The 17,896-nt window shown below is 50.1% G+C and carries 17 protein-coding genes, 5 tRNA genes and 2 other RNA genes; 22 read left to right on the forward strand and 2 right to left on the reverse strand.

Annotated elements, in window-relative coordinates; genetic code table 11:
* Nucleotides 1-364: 364 nt before the first annotated feature.
* From cydA to pnuC, 20 genes are all read left to right on the forward strand, one after another.
* Nucleotides 365-1,933 carry a cytochrome ubiquinol oxidase subunit I gene (gene cydA / locus AACS05_RS06560; protein WP_045441113.1) on the forward strand — a complete coding sequence of 523 codons (1,569 nt, stop codon included), beginning with the start codon at nt 365-367 and terminating at the stop codon, nt 1,931-1,933.
* A gap of 15 nt (nt 1,934-1,948) precedes the next feature.
* Nucleotides 1,949-3,088, forward strand: a complete 1,140-nt coding sequence (gene cydB / locus AACS05_RS06565) for a cytochrome d ubiquinol oxidase subunit II (protein ID WP_045441114.1) — start codon at nt 1,949-1,951, stop codon at nt 3,086-3,088.
* Between the two features lie 14 nt (nt 3,089-3,102).
* On the forward strand, nt 3,103-3,216 hold the full coding sequence (cydX, locus tag AACS05_RS06570) for a cytochrome bd-I oxidase subunit CydX (RefSeq protein WP_071828905.1): 114 nt from the start codon (nt 3,103-3,105) through the stop codon (nt 3,214-3,216).
* 136 nt (nt 3,217-3,352) lie between these two features.
* Nucleotides 3,353-3,637, forward strand: a complete 285-nt coding sequence (gene ybgE / locus AACS05_RS06575; protein ID WP_045441115.1) for a cyd operon protein YbgE — start codon at nt 3,353-3,355, stop codon at nt 3,635-3,637.
* A gap of 271 nt (nt 3,638-3,908) precedes the next feature.
* Nucleotides 3,909-4,313 carry a tol-pal system-associated acyl-CoA thioesterase gene (gene ybgC / locus AACS05_RS06580; protein WP_045441116.1) on the forward strand — a complete coding sequence of 135 codons (405 nt, stop codon included), beginning with the start codon at nt 3,909-3,911 and terminating at the stop codon, nt 4,311-4,313.
* Nucleotides 4,310-5,002 (forward strand): Tol-Pal system protein TolQ, encoded by a 693-nt coding sequence (gene tolQ / locus AACS05_RS06585; RefSeq protein WP_136345302.1) that lies wholly within the window; start codon nt 4,310-4,312, stop codon nt 5,000-5,002. The genes ybgC and tolQ overlap by 4 nt, the downstream gene beginning before the upstream one ends.
* Before the next feature lie 3 nt (nt 5,003-5,005).
* Nucleotides 5,006-5,434, forward strand: coding sequence for a colicin uptake protein TolR (gene tolR / locus AACS05_RS06590; RefSeq protein WP_045441118.1), 429 nt, complete (start codon nt 5,006-5,008; stop codon nt 5,432-5,434).
* 64 nt (nt 5,435-5,498) lie between these two features.
* Nucleotides 5,499-6,770, forward strand: a complete 1,272-nt coding sequence (gene tolA, locus AACS05_RS06595) for a cell envelope integrity protein TolA (RefSeq protein ID WP_045441119.1) — start codon at nt 5,499-5,501, stop codon at nt 6,768-6,770.
* A 127-nt stretch (nt 6,771-6,897) separates the two neighbouring features.
* Nucleotides 6,898-8,190 (forward strand): Tol-Pal system beta propeller repeat protein TolB, encoded by a 1,293-nt coding sequence (gene tolB / locus AACS05_RS06600; protein ID WP_045441120.1) that lies wholly within the window; start codon nt 6,898-6,900, stop codon nt 8,188-8,190.
* A 33-nt stretch (nt 8,191-8,223) separates the two neighbouring features.
* Nucleotides 8,224-8,742: a peptidoglycan-associated lipoprotein Pal gene (gene pal / locus AACS05_RS06605; protein ID WP_006685431.1), complete on the forward strand. Its 519-nt coding sequence runs from the start codon at nt 8,224-8,226 to the stop codon at nt 8,740-8,742.
* A 9-nt stretch (nt 8,743-8,751) separates the two neighbouring features.
* Nucleotides 8,752-9,540, forward strand: coding sequence for a cell division protein CpoB (cpoB, locus tag AACS05_RS06610; protein ID WP_045441121.1), 789 nt, complete (start codon nt 8,752-8,754; stop codon nt 9,538-9,540).
* Nucleotides 9,541-9,705: 165 nt separating this feature from the next.
* Nucleotides 9,706-9,781 (forward strand) — tRNA-Lys (locus AACS05_RS06615).
* A 136-nt stretch (nt 9,782-9,917) separates the two neighbouring features.
* Nucleotides 9,918-9,993, forward strand: a tRNA-Val gene (locus tag AACS05_RS06620).
* A 3-nt stretch (nt 9,994-9,996) separates the two neighbouring features.
* Nucleotides 9,997-10,072 (forward strand) — tRNA-Lys (locus AACS05_RS06625).
* A 148-nt stretch (nt 10,073-10,220) separates the two neighbouring features.
* A tRNA-Lys gene (locus tag AACS05_RS06630) sits at nt 10,221-10,296 on the forward strand.
* 33 nt (nt 10,297-10,329) lie between these two features.
* Nucleotides 10,330-10,405: transfer RNA gene (locus AACS05_RS06635), tRNA-Lys, on the forward strand.
* 29 nt (nt 10,406-10,434) lie between these two features.
* Nucleotides 10,435-10,560, forward strand: a non-coding RNA gene (locus AACS05_RS06640) — RtT sRNA.
* Between the two features lie 29 nt (nt 10,561-10,589).
* A non-coding RNA gene (locus tag AACS05_RS06645) (RtT sRNA) lies at nt 10,590-10,715 on the forward strand.
* A 246-nt stretch (nt 10,716-10,961) separates the two neighbouring features.
* Entirely contained in the window at nt 10,962-12,005 is a 1,044-nt protein-coding gene (gene nadA, locus AACS05_RS06650) for a quinolinate synthase NadA (RefSeq protein ID WP_045441122.1), read from the forward strand.
* Between the two features lie 27 nt (nt 12,006-12,032).
* A complete protein-coding gene (gene pnuC, locus AACS05_RS06655) occupies nt 12,033-12,752 on the forward strand; it encodes a nicotinamide riboside transporter PnuC (protein WP_045441123.1) in 720 nt (239 codons plus the stop codon).
* Here the strand turns inward: pnuC and zitB are convergent.
* Complete coding sequence (gene zitB, locus AACS05_RS06660) at nt 12,749-13,690, reverse strand: CDF family zinc transporter ZitB (protein WP_045441124.1); 942 nt, start codon at nt 13,688-13,690, stop codon at nt 12,749-12,751. The genes pnuC and zitB overlap by 4 nt on opposite strands.
* Nucleotides 13,691-13,802: 112 nt before the next feature.
* Nucleotides 13,803-14,177, reverse strand: a complete 375-nt coding sequence (locus AACS05_RS06665; RefSeq protein WP_045449506.1) for a YbgS-like family protein — start codon at nt 14,175-14,177, stop codon at nt 13,803-13,805.
* Nucleotides 14,178-14,500: 323 nt separating this feature from the next.
* Here AACS05_RS06665 and aroG point away from each other — a divergent pair, with 323 nt between their 5' ends.
* Together aroG and AACS05_RS06675 are read left to right on the forward strand one after the other, a co-directional pair.
* Nucleotides 14,501-15,556 carry a 3-deoxy-7-phosphoheptulonate synthase AroG gene (aroG, locus tag AACS05_RS06670; RefSeq protein WP_045441125.1) on the forward strand — a complete coding sequence of 352 codons (1,056 nt, stop codon included), beginning with the start codon at nt 14,501-14,503 and terminating at the stop codon, nt 15,554-15,556.
* Nucleotides 15,557-15,727: 171 nt separating this feature from the next.
* Nucleotides 15,728-17,896, forward strand: a complete 2,169-nt coding sequence (locus tag AACS05_RS06675) for a TonB-dependent siderophore receptor (protein ID WP_045441126.1) — start codon at nt 15,728-15,730, stop codon at nt 17,894-17,896.

Consider the following 17,896-nt stretch of genomic DNA (forward strand, 5'->3'; position numbering starts at 1 on the left):
AAAATTGAAAATTGATTTAAATCAATGTTTAAAACTTGGTAAACACTACAAAATGAGGTTAAATTGCTGCAGATCAAATTGGTCTGGAAGTGATAAATTAGCTATAAATTGATCACTATCGAAAAATGCAAATTTACCTCGATAAAAACCTGTTTATTGTAAGGATTTTACGGCGTAATATAATTGCGGGATCAATTTGAGTGTTTTATTAACATGTTTGTAACTTTTCGGCATTGCCTTTTCTTCAAATGAGAAGAAAGAGCAACGGCGGATGGAAGCAAATAAATTTGTATTGGGGCATGCGTGTGACCCTTTCTAACGGGGTTCACTCTCGGAGTCTTCATGCGATGAGCAAGGAGTCATGATGTTAGATATAGTCGAACTGTCGCGCTTACAGTTTGCCTTGACCGCGATGTACCACTTCCTGTTTGTGCCACTAACGCTGGGTATGGCGTTTTTGTTGGCCATCATGGAAACGGTCTACGTCCTTTCCGGCAAACAGATTTATAAAGATATGACCAAGTTCTGGGGCAAGTTGTTTGGTATCAACTTTGCTCTGGGTGTGGCTACCGGTCTGACCATGGAGTTCCAGTTCGGGACTAACTGGTCTTATTATTCCCACTATGTAGGGGATATCTTCGGTGCGCCACTGGCGATCGAAGGCTTGATGGCCTTCTTCCTCGAATCCACCTTTGTAGGTCTGTTCTTCTTCGGCTGGGACCGTCTGGGTAAAGTCCAGCATATGTGCGTCACCTGGCTGGTGGCTTTGGGTTCTAACCTGTCCGCACTGTGGATTCTGGTTGCGAACGGTTGGATGCAGAACCCAATTGCAGCAGATTTCAACTTTGAAACCATGCGCATGGAGATGCTGAGCTTCTCCGAACTGGTGCTTAACCCGGTTGCACAGGTGAAATTTGTACACACCGTGGCTTCTGGTTATGTTTGTGGCGCGATGTTCGTTCTGGGGATCAGCTCCTACTATATGCTGCGCGGTCGTGACTTCGCGTTTGCTAAGCGCTCCTTTGCTATCGCTGCCAGCTTCGGTATGGCTGCCATTCTCTCTGTTATCGTTCTGGGTGATGAATCCGGTTACGAAATGGGTGACGTGCAGAAAACCAAACTTGCCGCAATTGAAGCTGAATGGGAAACTCAGCCTGCCCCTGCATCCTTTACGCTGTTCGGTATCCCGGACCAGGATGCGCAGGAGAACCATTTCGCTATCCAAATTCCTTATGCGCTGGGCATCATTGCCACCCGTTCTGTTGATACACCCGTCATTGGTCTGAAAGATCTGATGGTGCAGCATGAAGAGCGTATCCGTAACGGGATGAAAGCGTATCAGCTGCTGGAAGAACTGCGTGCTGGCTCCACCGATCAGGCCGTTCGCGACCAGTTCAACAGCATGAAGAAAGATCTGGGATATGGTCTGCTGCTGAAACGCTATACCGATAAAGTTACCGATGCGACCGAAGCGCAAATTCAGCAGGCAACGAAAGATTCCATTCCTCGTGTTGCTCCGCTGTACTTCGCGTTCCGTATCATGGTGGCGTGCGGCATCCTGATGCTGGCGATTATCGCTGTATCCTTCTGGACCGTGATCCGTAACCGTATCGGCGAGAAAAAATGGCTGCTGCGCACGGCGCTGTATGCGATTCCATTACCGTGGATTGCCATTGAGTCCGGTTGGTTTGTGGCAGAGTACGGCCGTCAACCGTGGGCGATTGGTGAAGTGTTACCGACAGCCGTGGCGAACTCTTCGCTGACTGCTGGCGACCTCATCTTCTCGATGCTGTTGATTTGCGGCCTGTATACCCTGTTCCTGGTGGCTGAACTGTACCTGATGTTCAAGTTCGCACGCCGTGGTCCGAGCAGCCTGAAAACCGGTCGTTATCACTACGAGCAGTCCACTGTGACTTCTCAGCCGGCACGCTAAGACAGGAGTCGTCAAATGATCGATTATGAAGTATTGCGTTTTATCTGGTGGCTGCTGGTTGGCATTCTGCTGATTGGTTTTGCGGTCACCGATGGTTTCGACATGGGGGTGGGCATGCTCACCCGTTTCCTCGGTCGTAATGATACCGAGCGTCGAATTATGATTAACTCCATCGCCCCGCACTGGGACGGTAACCAGGTTTGGTTGATCACCGCTGGTGGCGCATTGTTCGCTGCCTGGCCGATGGTTTATGCCGCTGCGTTCTCCGGTTTCTATGTGGCGATGATCCTTGTACTGGCGGCATTGTTCTTCCGTCCGGTCGGTTTCGATTACCGCTCGAAGATTGAAGATATGCGCTGGCGCAACATGTGGGACTGGGGCATCTTCATCGGTAGCTTCGTTCCGCCTCTGGTGATTGGTGTGGCATTCGGTAACCTGCTGCAAGGGGTTCCGTTCCACATGGATGAGTACATGCGTTTGTACTACACCGGTAACTTCTTCCAGTTGCTGAATCCGTTTGGTCTGCTGGCAGGTATCGTGAGTGTTGGGATGATCATCACCCAGGGCGCGACCTATCTGCAGATGCGTACAGTAGGCGAACTTCACCTGCGTGCACGTACGACTTCTCAGGTTGCTGCGCTGGTCACTCTGGTCTGCTTCGCTCTGGCTGGTGTCTGGGTGATCTACGGTATTGACGGTTATGTTGTGACTTCTGCACTGGATCACCATGCCGCTTCTAACCCGATGACTAAAGAAGTGGCGCGTGTTGCGGGTGCCTGGATGGTGAATTTTAACAATGCACCAATCCTGTGGCTGGTTCCGGCTCTGGGTGTGGTTCTGCCACTGTTGACCATCCTGACTTCTCGTATGGAGAAAGGGGCCTGGGCGTTTGTCTTCTCTTCACTGACCCTGGCCTGCATCATCCTGACTGCTGGTATTGCAATGTTCCCGTTTGTAATGCCATCCAGCACCATGATGAACGCGAGCCTGACCATGTGGGATGCTACCTCCAGCCAGAGAACATTGAACCTGATGACCTGGGTTGCGGCGGTGTTTGTACCAATCATTCTGCTGTACACCAGCTGGTGTTACTGGAAGATGTTCGGTCGCATCACCAAAGAAGATATTGAAAGCAACACCCACTCTCTGTACTAAGTAAGGAGCTAAAAATGTGGTATTTCGCATGGATTTTGGGAACGCTTCTTGCCTGTGCATTTGGGATAATCACAGCGCTGGCGCTTGAGCACGTTGAAGCAGGCAAGGCCGGACAAGAAGAAAGTTAATGATCAACATTATCGCGATGCAATATACAACATCGTTTTAGGTGCATCGCGGCGGCAAGGCTGCGAAACCCCAGGAGCTTACATCAGTAAGTGACTGGGGTGAGCAGGTGCAGCCAACAAAGAGGCAGCTTAAAGGATGATAAAGTATATTTATGCGGTAATGGATAAGCGCCCCTTGCGGGCGCTTTCCTTTGTGCTGGCAATCGTGTTGGCTGGCTGCATATTCTGGGATCCCACACGCTTCGCGGCAAAAACCAGTGAGCTGGAAATCTGGCATGGATTTTTGTTGATGTGGGCGGTTTGTACTGGCGTAATCCACGGCGTTGGATTTCGTCCTCGTGCGGTTCACTGGCAGGGCATCTTCTGCCCGCTGATAGCGGATATCGTGCTTGTTGCTGGTCTGATTTTCTTCTTCTTTTGAATAAGAAACATCCTTAAATATTTATGGGCTTGCATAAGCCCATAATTTTTTACTCTCCGTTTACTTTCCCCCATTCCAAAGCATCATTCCCGCGCGTATAGTAGCACCGGTTAAAAGTACTAACTTTTGTTGCATTACCGGGATGTAAAGTGAATACAACGCTATATACAACAGCATTCTTGAAGCATCGAGACGGCAAGGTCAGGATTCTCCAGACGCTTACAGAAGTAAGTGCCCGGGGGCAGTGGGCAAAGCCAAAGAGGTAGCAGGAATGAATAAGTATATATTTCGATGGCCGGTTCGTGTCTACTACGAAGACACCGATGCCGGTGGGGTGGTTTACCACGCCAGTTATGTCGCTTTTTATGAAAGAGCACGCACAGAGATGCTGCGTCATCATCACTTCAGTCAGCAGGTACTGCTGGCCGAACGTGTAGCCTTTGTGGTGCGCAAGATGACCCTGGAGTATTTTGCGCCTGCCCGGCTTGACGATATGCTCGAAGTCCAAACCGAAATTACGTCAATGCGTGGCACCTCATTGGTTTTCACGCAACGCATTGTCAACGCAGAGAACACCGTGCTGAATGAAGCCGAAGTTCTGATTGTTTGCGTTGATCCACTCAAGATGAAGCCTCGTGCGCTTCCCAAGTCTATTGTCGCGGAGTTTAAGCAGTGACTGACATGAATATCCTTGATTTGTTCCTGAAGGCAAGCCTTCTGGTTAAACTTATCATGTTGATTTTGATTGGTTTCTCAATCGCATCCTGGGCCATTATTATCCAGCGAACCCGTATTCTTAATGCCGCTTCGCGTGAAGCGGAAGCGTTTGAAGACAAGTTTTGGTCTGGTATTGAATTGTCGCGCCTGTATCAGGAAAGCCAGGGACGTCGTGATAATTTGGCGGGATCGGAACAAATTTTCTACAGCGGGTTCAAAGAATTTGCTCGTTTGCACCGGGCAAATAATCATGCGCCGGAAGCGGTTGTTGAGGGGGCGTCCCGTGCGATGCGTATCTCAATGAACCGTGAGCTCGAAACGCTGGAAACGCATATTCCGTTCCTGGGAACCGTGGGCTCTATCAGCCCATATATCGGTCTGTTCGGTACGGTGTGGGGGATCATGCACGCATTTATCGCACTCGGTGCTGTAAAACAGGCAACCCTGCAAATGGTCGCTCCGGGTATCGCGGAAGCGTTGATTGCAACAGCTATCGGCCTGTTTGCGGCAATCCCGGCGGTTATGGCTTATAACCGTCTGAATCAGCGCGTAAACAAGCTGGAACAGAATTACGACAACTTTATGGAAGAGTTCACCGCGATTCTGCACCGCCAGGCGTTTACCGTTAGCGAGAGCAACAAGGGGTAAGCCATGGCCAGAACGCGTGGACGAGGTCGTCGCGAACTCAAGTCCGAAATCAATATTGTACCGCTGCTCGACGTATTGCTGGTGCTGCTGCTGATCTTTATGGCAACAGCGCCGATCATTACCCAGAGTGTGGAAGTCGATCTGCCGGACGCGACTGAATCGCAAGCCGTCAGCAGCAACGACGAGCCGCCGGTCATTATTGAAGTTTCCGGTATTGGGCAATACAGCGTGGTAGTTGAAAAAGATCGTATGGATCAACTGCCGCCAGAGCAGGTTATCGCAGAAGCGAAAAGCCGCCTGCAGGCCAATCCGAAAACAGTCTTTTTAATCGGTGGTGCGAAAGACGTGCCTTATGATGAAATAATTAAAGCGCTGAACTTGTTACACAGTGCGGGCGTGAAATCTGTTGGCTTGATGACGCAGCCAATCTGATGTCTGCGTATTCCTGGCTTGAAAGATAGCGCGTAACAGGCGAACAGTTTTTTGGGAACCGAGAGTGTCAAAGGCAACCGAACAAAACGACAAGCTCAAACGGGCGATAATTATTTCAGCGGTGCTGCATGTTATTTTATTTGCAGTACTGATCTGGAGTTCGTTCGATGAGCACATTGATGCTTCAGCCGGCGGTGGTGGCGGTTCGTCCATTGACGCCGTTATGGTCGATCCTGGCGCCGTTGTCCAACAGTACGATCGCCAGCAGCAACAGCAGGCAAGTGCGAAACGTGCAGAAGAACAGCGTGAAAAACAGGCGCAGCAGCAAGCCGAAGAGCTTCGTGAGAAGCAGGCGGCAGAGCAAGAGCGACTGAAGCAGCTGGAGAAAGAACGTTTAGCCGCGCAGGAAAAAGTGCGCGAGCAGACGGAACAGCAAAAGCAGGCGGAAGCCGCGGCTGCGAAAGCGCAAGAACAACAGAAACAGGCTGAAGAAGCTGCAGCGAAGGCTGCTGCGGATGCGAAGGCCAAAGCTGATGCTCAGGCGAAACAAGCCGCTGAAGCCGCGAAGAAAGCGGCTGCTGACGCACAGAAGAAAGCCGAGGCTGAAGCCGCTGCAAAAGCAGCTGCAGATGCCAAGAAAGTCGCTGAGGCGCAGGCTGCTAAAGCCGCCGCTGAAGCAGCGAAGAAAGCACAGGCTGAGGCCGCTAAGCAAGCTGCAGCCGAGAAGGCTGCTGCTGAGAAAGCTGCCGCTGCAGCAGAAAAAGCCGCTGCTGCAAAAGCTGCTGCCGCTGAAAAGGCCGCTGCCGATAAGAAAGCGGCTGCGGAAAAAGCTGCAGCAGACAAGAAAGCTGCTGCCGAAAAAGCGGCTGCTGATAAAAAAGCCGCCGCAGATAAAGCGGCTGCCGCTAAAAAAGCTGCAGCAGAGAAAGCCGCCGCAGCCTCTGGTGTTGACGACTTGTTAGGTGACTTAAGCTCCGGTAAGAATGCGCCGAAATCGGGCGGTGGAGTGAAAGGAAACGGTCAGCCAGCGAAAGATAGTGGTACAAGTGGTGCAAACGGTGGCGCATCAGGTGCTGATATCAGTGCTTACGCATCTCAAATTCGTAATGCGATTCAGAGCCGTCTGTATGGTGCTGATTTGTATGCAGGCAAATCTTGTGTGTTGCATATCAAGCTGGCACCAGATGGACTGTTATTGGATGTGACCGAAGAAGGTGGCGATCCAGCATTATGTCAGGCTGCGTTGACGGCTGCAAAAACAGCCAGAATTCCTAAACCGCCTAGCCAGGCTGTTTATGAAAAAGTAAAAGATGCCAAACTGGACTTTAAACTGTAATCATTTCCCCGAGATTTCGGGGAAAACGGTCTAAGGTTGAGACAGAGTTCTGGTAGTTTTGTGTATTTGAGTTTGTTAACATTCTGCTAAATTATCGTGGGCTTTCCGTCCAGATAAGGGAGATATGATGAAGCAGGCATTACGAGTAGCATTTGGTTTTCTGATGCTGTGGGCAGCGGTGCTGCATGCAGAAGTACGTATCGAGATCACCCAAGGGGTGGACTCGGCGCGCCCGATTGGTGTAGTCCCGTTCCAGTGGGCTGGGCCGGGCGCTGCTCCCGAAGATATCGGTGGTATCGTAGGTGCAGACCTGCGTAACAGCGGTAAATTTAACCCGTTAGACAGGTCTCGTCTGCCACAGCAGCCGGGCACTGCGGCAGAAGTTCAGCCGGCTGCATGGTCTGCGCTGGGTATTGATGCTGTGGTTGTGGGTCAGGTTACGCCTAATCCGGACGGTTCCTACAGTGTTGCTTATCAACTGGTAGACACTGGCGGCGCACCGGGTACCGTACTGGCGCAGAACACGTATAAAGTGAACAAGCAGTGGCTGCGTTACGCGGGTCACACTGCAAGTGACGAAGTGTTTGAAAAACTGACCGGTATTAAGGGCGCGTTCCGTACCCGTATTGCTTATGTCGTTCAGACCAACGGCGGCCAGTTCCCGTACGAATTACGTGTTTCTGACTACGATGGTTACAACCAGTTCGTTGTTCACCGTTCTCCGCAGCCTTTGATGTCGCCGGCATGGTCTCCGGACGGTTCTAAACTGGCTTATGTAACCTTTGAAAGCGGACGTTCTGCGCTGGTTATCCAGACGCTGTCTAACGGTGCGGTTCGTCAGGTGGCTTCGTTCCCGCGTCACAACGGTGCTCCGGCATTCTCTCCGGATGGCAGCAAACTGGCGTTTGCTCTGTCTAAAACGGGTAGCCTGAACCTGTATGTGATGGATATTGGCTCAGGCCAAATCCGTCAGGTGACTGATGGTCGTAGCAATAACACCGAACCGACCTGGTTCCCGGATAGCCAAAACCTGGCCTTTACCTCTGACCAGGCAGGTCGTCCGCAAGTGTATAAAGTTAACGTTAACGGCGGTGCTCCGCAGCGTATTACCTGGGAAGGTTCGCAAAACCAGGATGCTGATGTAAGCAGTGACGGTAAGTTTATGGTAATGGTAAGCTCAAATAGTGGGCAGCAACACATTGCCAAACAAGATCTGGTAGCGGGTGGCGTACAAGTTCTGTCGTCAACGTTCCTGGATGAAACGCCAAGTCTGGCACCTAACGGCACTATGGTAATCTACAGCTCTTCTCAGGGGATGGGATCCGTGCTGAATTTGGTTTCTACAGATGGGCGTTTCAAGGCGCGTCTTCCGGCAACCGATGGACAGGTTAAATTCCCTGCCTGGTCGCCGTATCTGTGATAATAAATAATTGATTAATAAGGAATCATTGAAATGCAACTGAACAAAGTGCTGAAAGGGCTGATGATCGCTCTGCCTGTTATGGCAATTGCGGCATGTTCTTCTAACAAGAACGCCAGCAATGACGGCAGCGAAGGCATGCTGGGTGCCGGCACTGGTATGGATGCAAACGGCAGCGGCAACATGTCCTCCGAAGAGCAAGCGCGTCTGCAGATGCAACAGCTGCAGCAGAACAACATCGTTTACTTCGATCTGGATAAGTACGATATCCGTTCTGACTTCGCTGCAATGCTGGATGCGCACGCTAACTTCCTGCGTAGCAACCCGTCTTACAAAGTCACCGTAGAAGGTCATGCGGACGAACGTGGTACTCCTGAGTACAACATCTCCCTGGGTGAACGTCGTGCTAACGCCGTTAAGATGTACCTGCAGGGTAAAGGCGTTTCTGCTGACCAGATCTCCATCGTTTCTTACGGTAAAGAAAAACCTGCAGTACTGGGTCATGACGAAGCGGCTTACTCCAAAAACCGTCGTGCCGTACTGGTTTACTAAGAGAATTGCATGAGCAGTAACTTCAGACATCACCTGTTGAGTCTGTCGTTACTGGTTGGCATAGCGGCCCCCTGGGCCGCTTTTGCTCAGGCGCCAATCAGTAGTGTCGGCTCAGGCTCGGTCGAAGACCGTGTCACTCAACTCGAGCGTATTTCTAACGCTCACAGTCAGCTTTTAACCCAACTCCAGCAACAACTCTCCGATAATCAGTCCGATATTGATTCCCTGCGTGGTCAAATTCAGGAAAGTCAGTATCAGCTGAATCAGGTTGTTGAGCGCCAGAAGCAGATTTTGTTGCAGATGAATAATCTTGGCAGCGGTAGTGCGCCGGCAGCGCAGTCTGTGGATAGCGATCAGAGCGGGGCAGCAACCCCTGCGCCTGATGCAGGTGCTACCGCAGCGTCAGGTGTGCCCGCGCAAACTGGCGATGCTAATACCGATTACAATGCAGCAATTGCTCTGGTGCAGGATAAATCCCGCCAGGATGACGCGATTGTGGCATTTCAGAACTTCATCAAAAAATATCCGGATTCGACTTACCTGCCCAATGCAAATTACTGGCTGGGTCAGTTGAATTACAACAAGGGTAAAAAAGATGATGCGGCGTTCTATTTTGCTTCGGTAGTTAAAAACTTCCCGAAATCACCAAAGGCTGCAGACGCAATGTATAAAGTTGGCGTCATCATGCAGGACAAAGGCGACACAGCAAAAGCTAAAGCAGTTTATCAGCAGGTTATCACTAAATATCCTGGCACTGATGGCGCTAAACAAGCGCAAAAACGCCTTGGCGCGATGTAATGCACACCATGCGACCAGAAATCGCGTTATTTCTGGTCGCGTCGTGTGATTCCTAAGCAGTTGAGTTATTTACATCGAAATTTTTGTTGCGCTAAAATCTGAAATCAGTAATATATGCCGCCGTTGCCAAGGGATATCAAACAGCCCGAAAGCGGCGAGAAAAGTGGGGCGTTAGCTCAGTTGGTAGAGCAGTTGACTTTTAATCAATTGGTCGCAGGTTCGAATCCTGCACGCCCCACCAATAATTGAAGTAGGTAGTGGTAGTAAAACGTGAAGGATAACGTTGCGTAAGCAACGGCCCGAAGGGCGAGGCGAAGCCGAGTCATCCTGCACGGCCCACCACTAACTTAGCAGTAAGCAGTATCCAGCGTAGTATCGGGTGATTAGCTCAGCTGGGAGAGCACCTCCCTTACAAGGAGGGGGTCGGCGGTTCGATCCCGTCATCACCCACCACTCGGGGCGTTAGCTCAGTTGGTAGAGCAGTTGACTTTTAATCAATTGGTCGCAGGTTCGAATCCTGCACGCCCCACCAATATTAACATCGTACTCAGGTGTTAGCCGTGAAGGATAACGTTGCGTCAGCAACGGCCCGTAGGGCGAGACGAAGTCGAGTCATCCTGCACGCCCCACCAATTTATTAAATTGGTGTCGAGTAAAAATATTTCAGGTGATACCCGAAAGGGTCGTTAGCTCAGTTGGTAGAGCAGTTGACTTTTAATCAATTGGTCGCAGGTTCGAATCCTGCACGACCCACCATCCTGAAAAGGTTAAAGTAGTAAACCCCATATGGGGGCGTTAGCTCAGTTGGTAGAGCAGTTGACTTTTAATCAATTGGTCGCAGGTTCGAATCCTGCACGCCCCACCAGTGTAAAAAGGCGCCCTAAAAGCGCCTTTTTGCTATCTACGATTTATAAGATTCGAACCTGCAGCAGGTTCGGGTCTCACGAAGTGAGACAACGGAGCCGTTTACGGCGACGGCCCGGAGGGCGAGTGAAGCGAGTCATCCTGCACGCCCCACCAGTGTAAAAAGGCGCCCTAAAGGCGCCTTTTTGCTATTTGCGATTTATAAGATTCGAACCTGCAGCAGGTTCGGGTCTCACGAAGTGAGACAACGGAGCCGTTTGCGGCGACGGCCCGGAGGGCGAGCGAAGCGAGTCATCCTGCACGCCCCACCAGTGTAAAAAGGCGCCCTAAAGGCGCCTTTTTGCTATCTGCGATTTATAAGATTCGAACCTGCTTCCCTGATGCGCTTCGCTTATCAGGCTTACAAAACATATCCGGCATTCATCAAACGCAATTATTGTGACTTTTATACGCCAATCCGCTATCTTGTTTAGCATATAAAACAAATATAGCCGATTGCAGCGTGCATCTCGCTTTAAGTCGGTTGTTTCGTTAAGCCAGTAAAACGAGAAAGCATGATGAGCTTGATGTTTGACCCTGAAGCTGCAATCTATCCGTTTCCGCCGAAGCCTGCACCGCTGAGTGTGGATGAAAAGCAATTCTATCGCGAAAAAATCAAGCGCCTGTTGAAAGAGCGCGATGCAGTGATGGTTGCGCACTATTATACCGATCCTGAAATCCAACAGTTGGCTGAAGAGACCGGCGGTTGTATTTCTGACTCACTTGAGATGGCGCGATTCGGATCAAAACACCCAGCATCCACACTGCTGGTTGCGGGCGTCAGATTTATGGGAGAAACGGCCAAAATTCTTAGCCCGGAAAAAACTATCCTGATGCCAACGTTGCAGGCGGAGTGTTCATTAGATTTGGGCTGTCCGATCGACGCCTTCAGCGCATTTTGTGATGCTCACCCGGATCGCACAGTAGTGGTTTACGCTAATACGTCAGCCGCCGTTAAAGCGCGTGCTGACTGGGTGGTAACATCCAGTATCGCCGTTGAACTTATTGAACATCTTGATAGTTTAGGTGAAAAAATCATCTGGGCACCGGACAGACATCTCGGCAACTACGTGCAAAAACAGACCGGTGCGGATGTGCTCTGCTGGCAGGGAGCCTGCATTGTCCATGACGAATTTAAGACCCAGGCATTAACGCGCATGAAAGGGCTTTATCCTGACGCCGCTGTTCTGGTACACCCTGAATCCCCTCAGTCGATTGTTGATATGGCCGATGCAGTAGGGTCAACCAGTCAGCTAATTAACGCAGCTAAAACGTTACCGCACAGACAACTTATTGTGGCGACTGATCGGGGCATTTTTTACAAAATGCAGCAGGCTGTTCCTGATAAAGAGTTGCTCGAGGCTCCGACGGCTGGTGAGGGGGCAACCTGTCGCAGCTGTGCACATTGTCCGTGGATGGCGATGAACGGCCTTAAGGCGATCGCTGAAGGTCTTGAGCAGGGTGGAGTGGCTCATGAGATACAGGTTGATGCAGCACTGCGAGAAGGGGCACTATTGCCGTTAAACCGCATGCTGGAATTTGCGACTACACTACGAGCTTAATTATCGCGTTTCGCTCTGGGGGGAAAGATGGATTTTTTTAGCACGCAGAATATTCTGGTTCATATTCCGATTGGTGCAGGTGGTTACGACCTGTCATGGATTGAAGCGGTAGGTACTGTCGCTGGCTTACTGTGTATTGGCCTGGCTAGCCTGGAGAAAATCAGCAATTATTTCTTTGGTCTGATCAACGTTACGTTATTTGCGATTATTTTTTTTCAGATCCAACTCTACGCCAGCCTGTTGTTACAGGTGTTCTTTTTTGCCGCCAACATCTACGGCTGGTATGCATGGTCCCGGCAAACCAGTCAGCATGAGGCTGAACTGAAAATTCGCTGGCTGCCGTTACCAAAAGCGCTAAGTTGGCTGGCTGCTTGCGTGGTGGCGATTGGTTTGATGACGGTGTATATCGATCCGGTGTTTGCGTTTTTGACCCGCATGGCAGTGAATATTATGCAGGGGCTGGGGTTACAGGTTGCCGCACCAGAACTTCAACCCGACGCTTTCCCGTTCTGGGATTCCTGCATGATGGTGCTGTCAATTGTGGCGATGATCCTGATGACACGCAAATACGTCGAGAACTGGCTTTTGTGGGTGATCATTAACGTTATCAGTGTGGTGATCTTTGCCCTGCAAGGCGTGTATGCTATGTCGCTGGAATATATGATCCTGACGGTTATCGCCCTCAACGGTAGCAGGATGTGGATAAACAGCGCGCGCGAACGCGGCTCACGCGCGCTTTCCCATTAGTGATGGTGATGTGAATGACCGGACAGTCCCTGATAAAGGTGACAGTCCGGTCCATTACATGGCTGATACTCCATCTGAATGGTCGCGTGTTCAATTTGATAGTGATGCGTCAGGAAGTGCTGAATGCGCTCCAGCAAGGCATCATGATCGTGCGGTGGGATCACCTGCACATGCAATGTCATTACCGGTTTTTCTCCCACCATCCAGACGTGCACGTGATGCACATTGCGAACTTCAGGAATATCCCGACTAAGGTGGCGCTGTAGTGCAGCAATATCCAGTGCAAGCGGCGCACCTTCCAGCAATTCATTCACGCTATCTTTCAATAAACGCCAGGCGCTGCGCAGTACCAGCACGGAAACCAGGATAGAAAGAATGGGATCCGCAGGCGTCCAGCCGGTCCATATAATGATCAGCGCAGCGATAATCGCACCTACCGAACCGAGTAAATCGCCCATCACGTGTAGTGCAGCGGCGCGGACGTTGAGGTTTTTCTCTTCACTTCCGCGATGCAGAACCCAGAAGGCGAGTACATTAGCCAGCAAACCCGCGATGGCGATAACCATCATCATTCCGCCAGCTACTGGTCGGGGCGTATGGAAGCGCTCAATCGCTTCCCAGACGATTAAAATAGTGATCACCACCAGCGCAATAGCGTTAACAAACGCGGCCAGTGTGGTGAGTCTCAGCCAGCCGAATGTGTGGCGGATAGTGGGAGGACGACGGGAAAACTGGACGGCCAGCAGTGCGAAAAGTAGCGCAGCCGCATCGGTAAGCATGTGCCCGGCATCCGCCAGTAGCGCCAGAGAGCCTGAAAGTATTCCTCCCACCACCTCAACCAGCATAAATCCTGCTGTAATACAGAATGCGAACAGCAGTCGACGGGCATTGTTATCTTTGTGCTGGTCCGGGGAAGTATGAGTGTGCGAGTGAGCCATAGTGTCATCCCTTTGTTATTCTCATCTTTACTGTATGACATCATACCGGGTTTGGGCTGACAAAATTAAAAAGGAGAGCTTTTGCTCTCCTGTTATTAGCCATATTTTAGCTTTACTGAGTGGTACCATCAGTTTTGGTATCGACATCATTATTGATGCCGTTTCCGGTCTCGACCTTCTTATTCACATCCGGACAGCGACCGTCTTTACACATAGAGTTTTTGTGCACCTCGTCTTTTGTCATTCCTTCATGGTTCATCGATGAACCGTTCGGGTGCAGCATGGTTCCACCCGAATTGATTTTGTTATTGTTGACGTTATTTGGTGCAACGTTTTCACGGGCGTCAGGTGCTACTTGACCAGCATCCGCCGAAGAATTTGCCTGGCCGTTATTGGACTGAGCGTTTGTTTCTGCAGCCAGCGCTGCGCCGCTGGCGAGGCTAAGAGTTGCAGTAAGAAAGAGTGAGGCCAGCTTTGTCATTGTCATTTGCATAATATGCTCCTGTAATGGTCAATATGTTGGATAACCTCTTCCAACAGTGCATGTGCCAGTTAAATCGTCAGGGTGTGGTTTAATGTTTCAGTATGGAAATAAAAACCAGCATAGAATCTTGAAAATAATGAAAAAGTAAGTTGTTACAGTTAAAAATTGTAGTTTAGATCTCGTTTTTCGCTACTTTATTGCGTTTTTTTGATTGATTCCAGGATTAATCCGTCCAAACTGTAAAACCCCGTTTACACTTTATGATTGAAGATATAGATTGGAGGGATTGCATTCATTTATATAAGTATGGCAACGCTGGAATAATCATGAATTATCAGAACGACGATTTACGTATTAAAGAGATCAACGAGTTATTACCGCCAGTCGCACTGCTGGAAAAATTCCCTGCTACTGAAAATGCCGCAAATACGGTTGCTCACGCCCGTAAGGCGATCCATAAGATCCTGAAAGGGAGCGACGATCGTTTGCTGGTTGTTATCGGACCGTGTTCTATTCATGATCCGGCTGCAGCCAAAGAGTATGCTGCTCGCCTGCTGGCACTGCGTGAAGAGTTGAAAGATGAGCTTGAAATCGTCATGCGCGTCTATTTTGAAAAGCCGCGTACTACCGTGGGCTGGAAAGGGCTAATCAACGATCCGCATATGGACAACAGCTTCCAGATCAACGACGGTCTGCGTATAGCGCGTAAGTTGCTGCTGGATATTAACGATAGCGGCTTACCGGCTGCGGGTGAATTCCTTGATATGATCACCCCGCAATATCTCGCGGACCTGATGAGCTGGGGCGCGATTGGTGCGCGAACTACCGAGTCCCAGGTGCACCGTGAGCTGGCCTCTGGTCTTTCCTGCCCGGTTGGATTCAAAAATGGTACCGATGGCACAATTAAAGTCGCCATTGATGCAATCAATGCCGCAGGTGCGCCGCACTGTTTCCTGTCTGTGACCAAATGGGGTCACTCCGCAATTGTGAATACCAGTGGTAATGGCGATTGCCATATCATTTTGCGCGGGGGCAAAGAGCCGAATTACAGTGCTCAACACGTTGCTGACGTGAAAGGAGGGTTGGTCAAAGCGGGTCTGTCTCCGCAGGTCATGATCGACTTTAGCCATGCGAATTCCAGCAAGCAATTTAAAAAGCAGATGGATGTTGCTAAAGACGTGTGCGGGCAGATTGCCGGTGGCGAAAAAGCGATTATTGGCGTGATGATTGAAAGCCATCTGGTTGAAGGTAATCAGAACCCGGATAGCGGCGAACCGCTGACTTACGGTAAGAGCATTACCGATGCCTGCATTGGCTGGGAAGATACTGACTCTGTGCTGCGCCAACTGGCAAAAGCGGTGAAGGTTCGTCGCGGCGAGTAATACCCTTTTCTTTGTTTATAAACCGGCTAAACAGGCCGGTTTTTTTATCTCTGATTTCTCATAATCACAAAGAGTTAGATACGCTCTTAAAAGTTTTGACGTGACTGAGATCAAAATTTTACACCTATATCGATCGTAATATAAATTTTTACATAACGATTGATAATACAAATGAATAAACCTACTTACTTAGCAACACTGTTGCCTGTTCTCATTACTCTGGCATCCCAAAGTGTCCACGCTGAAGCGGCGTCTGAAGATGAAATTGTCGTCACCAGTCAGCCTTCCGGCAATCCAGCTTCTGCGCCTTCCGGTGCAGGATTTAAAACGAATGATATTGATGTTGGTCCGCAGGGAAATAAAGCCTGGGTCGATACGCCATATTCGACGACCACGGTCACTAAAATGATGATTGAAAATCAGCAGGCGCAAAGCGTGAGTGAGTTGTTGAAATATTCACCCAGTACGCAAATGCAGGCACGTGGCGGTATGGATGTTGGTAGGCCGCAAAGCCGTGGTATGCAGGGTAGCGTCGTTGCCAACAGTCGCCTGGATGGCCTGAATATTGTTTCAACAACAGCGTTCCCGGTTGAAACACTGGAACGTCTGGATGTACTGAATAGCCTGACGGGGGCATTGTATGGCCCGGCCAGCCCGGCGGGGCAATTTAATTTTATTGCAAAACGTCCGACGGAAGAGACGCTACGTGAAGTGACTCTGGGTTATCAGAGTCGCAGTGCGTTCACCGGGCACGTTGATCTGGGAGGGCATATTGATGATGACAACCGTTTTGGCTATCGCGTTAATATCCTGAATGAGGAAGGGGAAGGAAACCTGGACGATAGTACGTTGCGTCGTAAGCTTCTCTCCGTGGCGATGGACTGGAATATTCAACCCGGTACGCAGTTGCAGTTGGATGCCAGTCACTATGAGTTTGTCCAGAAAGGATATCCGGGCAGCTTCAGCTATGGTCCAGGTATTAAATTACCTTCTGCGCCTGATCCCAAAAATAAGAATCTTGCACTCAGTACTGCCGGTAACGATCTGACGACGGATACCGTCAGTACACGGCTGATTCATTATCTGAATGATGACTGGTCGGTAACGGCTGGTGTTGGCTGGCAGCAGGCGGATCGCGCGATGCGCAGCGTATCGAGCAAAATAATAAATGATCAGGGTGATATCAGCCGCACGATGAAAGACTCCACTGCAGCGGGGCGTTTTCGTGTACTGAGCAATACTGCCACTCTCAATGGTCATGTGGATACTGGCTCCATTGGGCACGATATTGCACTTTCAACTACGGGTTATGTTTGGTCTTTGTACAGTGCAAAAGGCACCGGCTCTTCTTATAACTGGGGCACCACTAACATGTATGACCCTTCGGAGATGACGGAGAAAGGCGACGGAAAAATCAGAACCAGCGGTGACCGCTATAAATCCGGAGTGAATACACAACAGAGTATTACCGTGGGCGATACGATCACGTTGACACCGAAATGGTCAACAATGTTTTACCTCAGCCAGAGTTGGATCCAGTCACAGAGTTATAATAAGAACGGGCATAAAACCAGCCAGATTGATGAGGATGGATTAAGTCCGAATGCGGCGCTGATGTATAAAATTACGCCAAATGTGATGACCTATATTAGCTATGCAGAGTCCCTTGAACAGGGGGGAACCGCACCAATCAACAGCGATGTGAAAAATGCCGGACAAACGCTGGATCCGTACCGCAGTAAGCAATATGAAGTAGGGCTTAAAGCGGATGTTTCAGGGTTGAATTTGGGCGCGGCTCTGTTCCGGCTCGAACGTCCTTTTGCCTATGTAGATCCCAATGATGATGTCTATAAAGAACAGGGTAATCAGGTAAATAATGGTCTGGAACTGACTGCATCCGGAAACGTCTGGCAGGGATTAAACGTTTATAGTGGTGTGACGTTCCTCAATCCAAAATTGAAAGATACGGCCAGCGATTCAACCAGCGACAAGCAGGTGGTCGGGGTTCCCAAAGTACAGGCTAATATGTTGGCTGAATACAGTTTACCTTCTATACCGCAATGGGTTTATAGCGCGAATATTCACTACACCGGTAAGCGAGCGGCTAACGACACTAATACCGCGTGGGCTGGCAGCTACACCACGTGGGATTTAGGAACTCGCTATACAACCAAAATCAGCAATGTGCCTACCACCTTCCGGGTTGTCGTGAACAACGTGTTCGATAAGCATTACTGGGCCTCCATCTTCCCGTCAGGGACTGATGGTGATAACGGTTCGCCGAGCGCATTTATCGGCAGCGGACGCGAAGTTCGTGCTTCCGTGACGTTAGATTTCTAA

The sequence above is a fragment of the Citrobacter sp. S-77 genome, assembly GCF_963864895.1.
GTDB classification, from domain to species: Bacteria; Pseudomonadota; Gammaproteobacteria; order Enterobacterales; family Enterobacteriaceae; genus Citrobacter; species Citrobacter murliniae.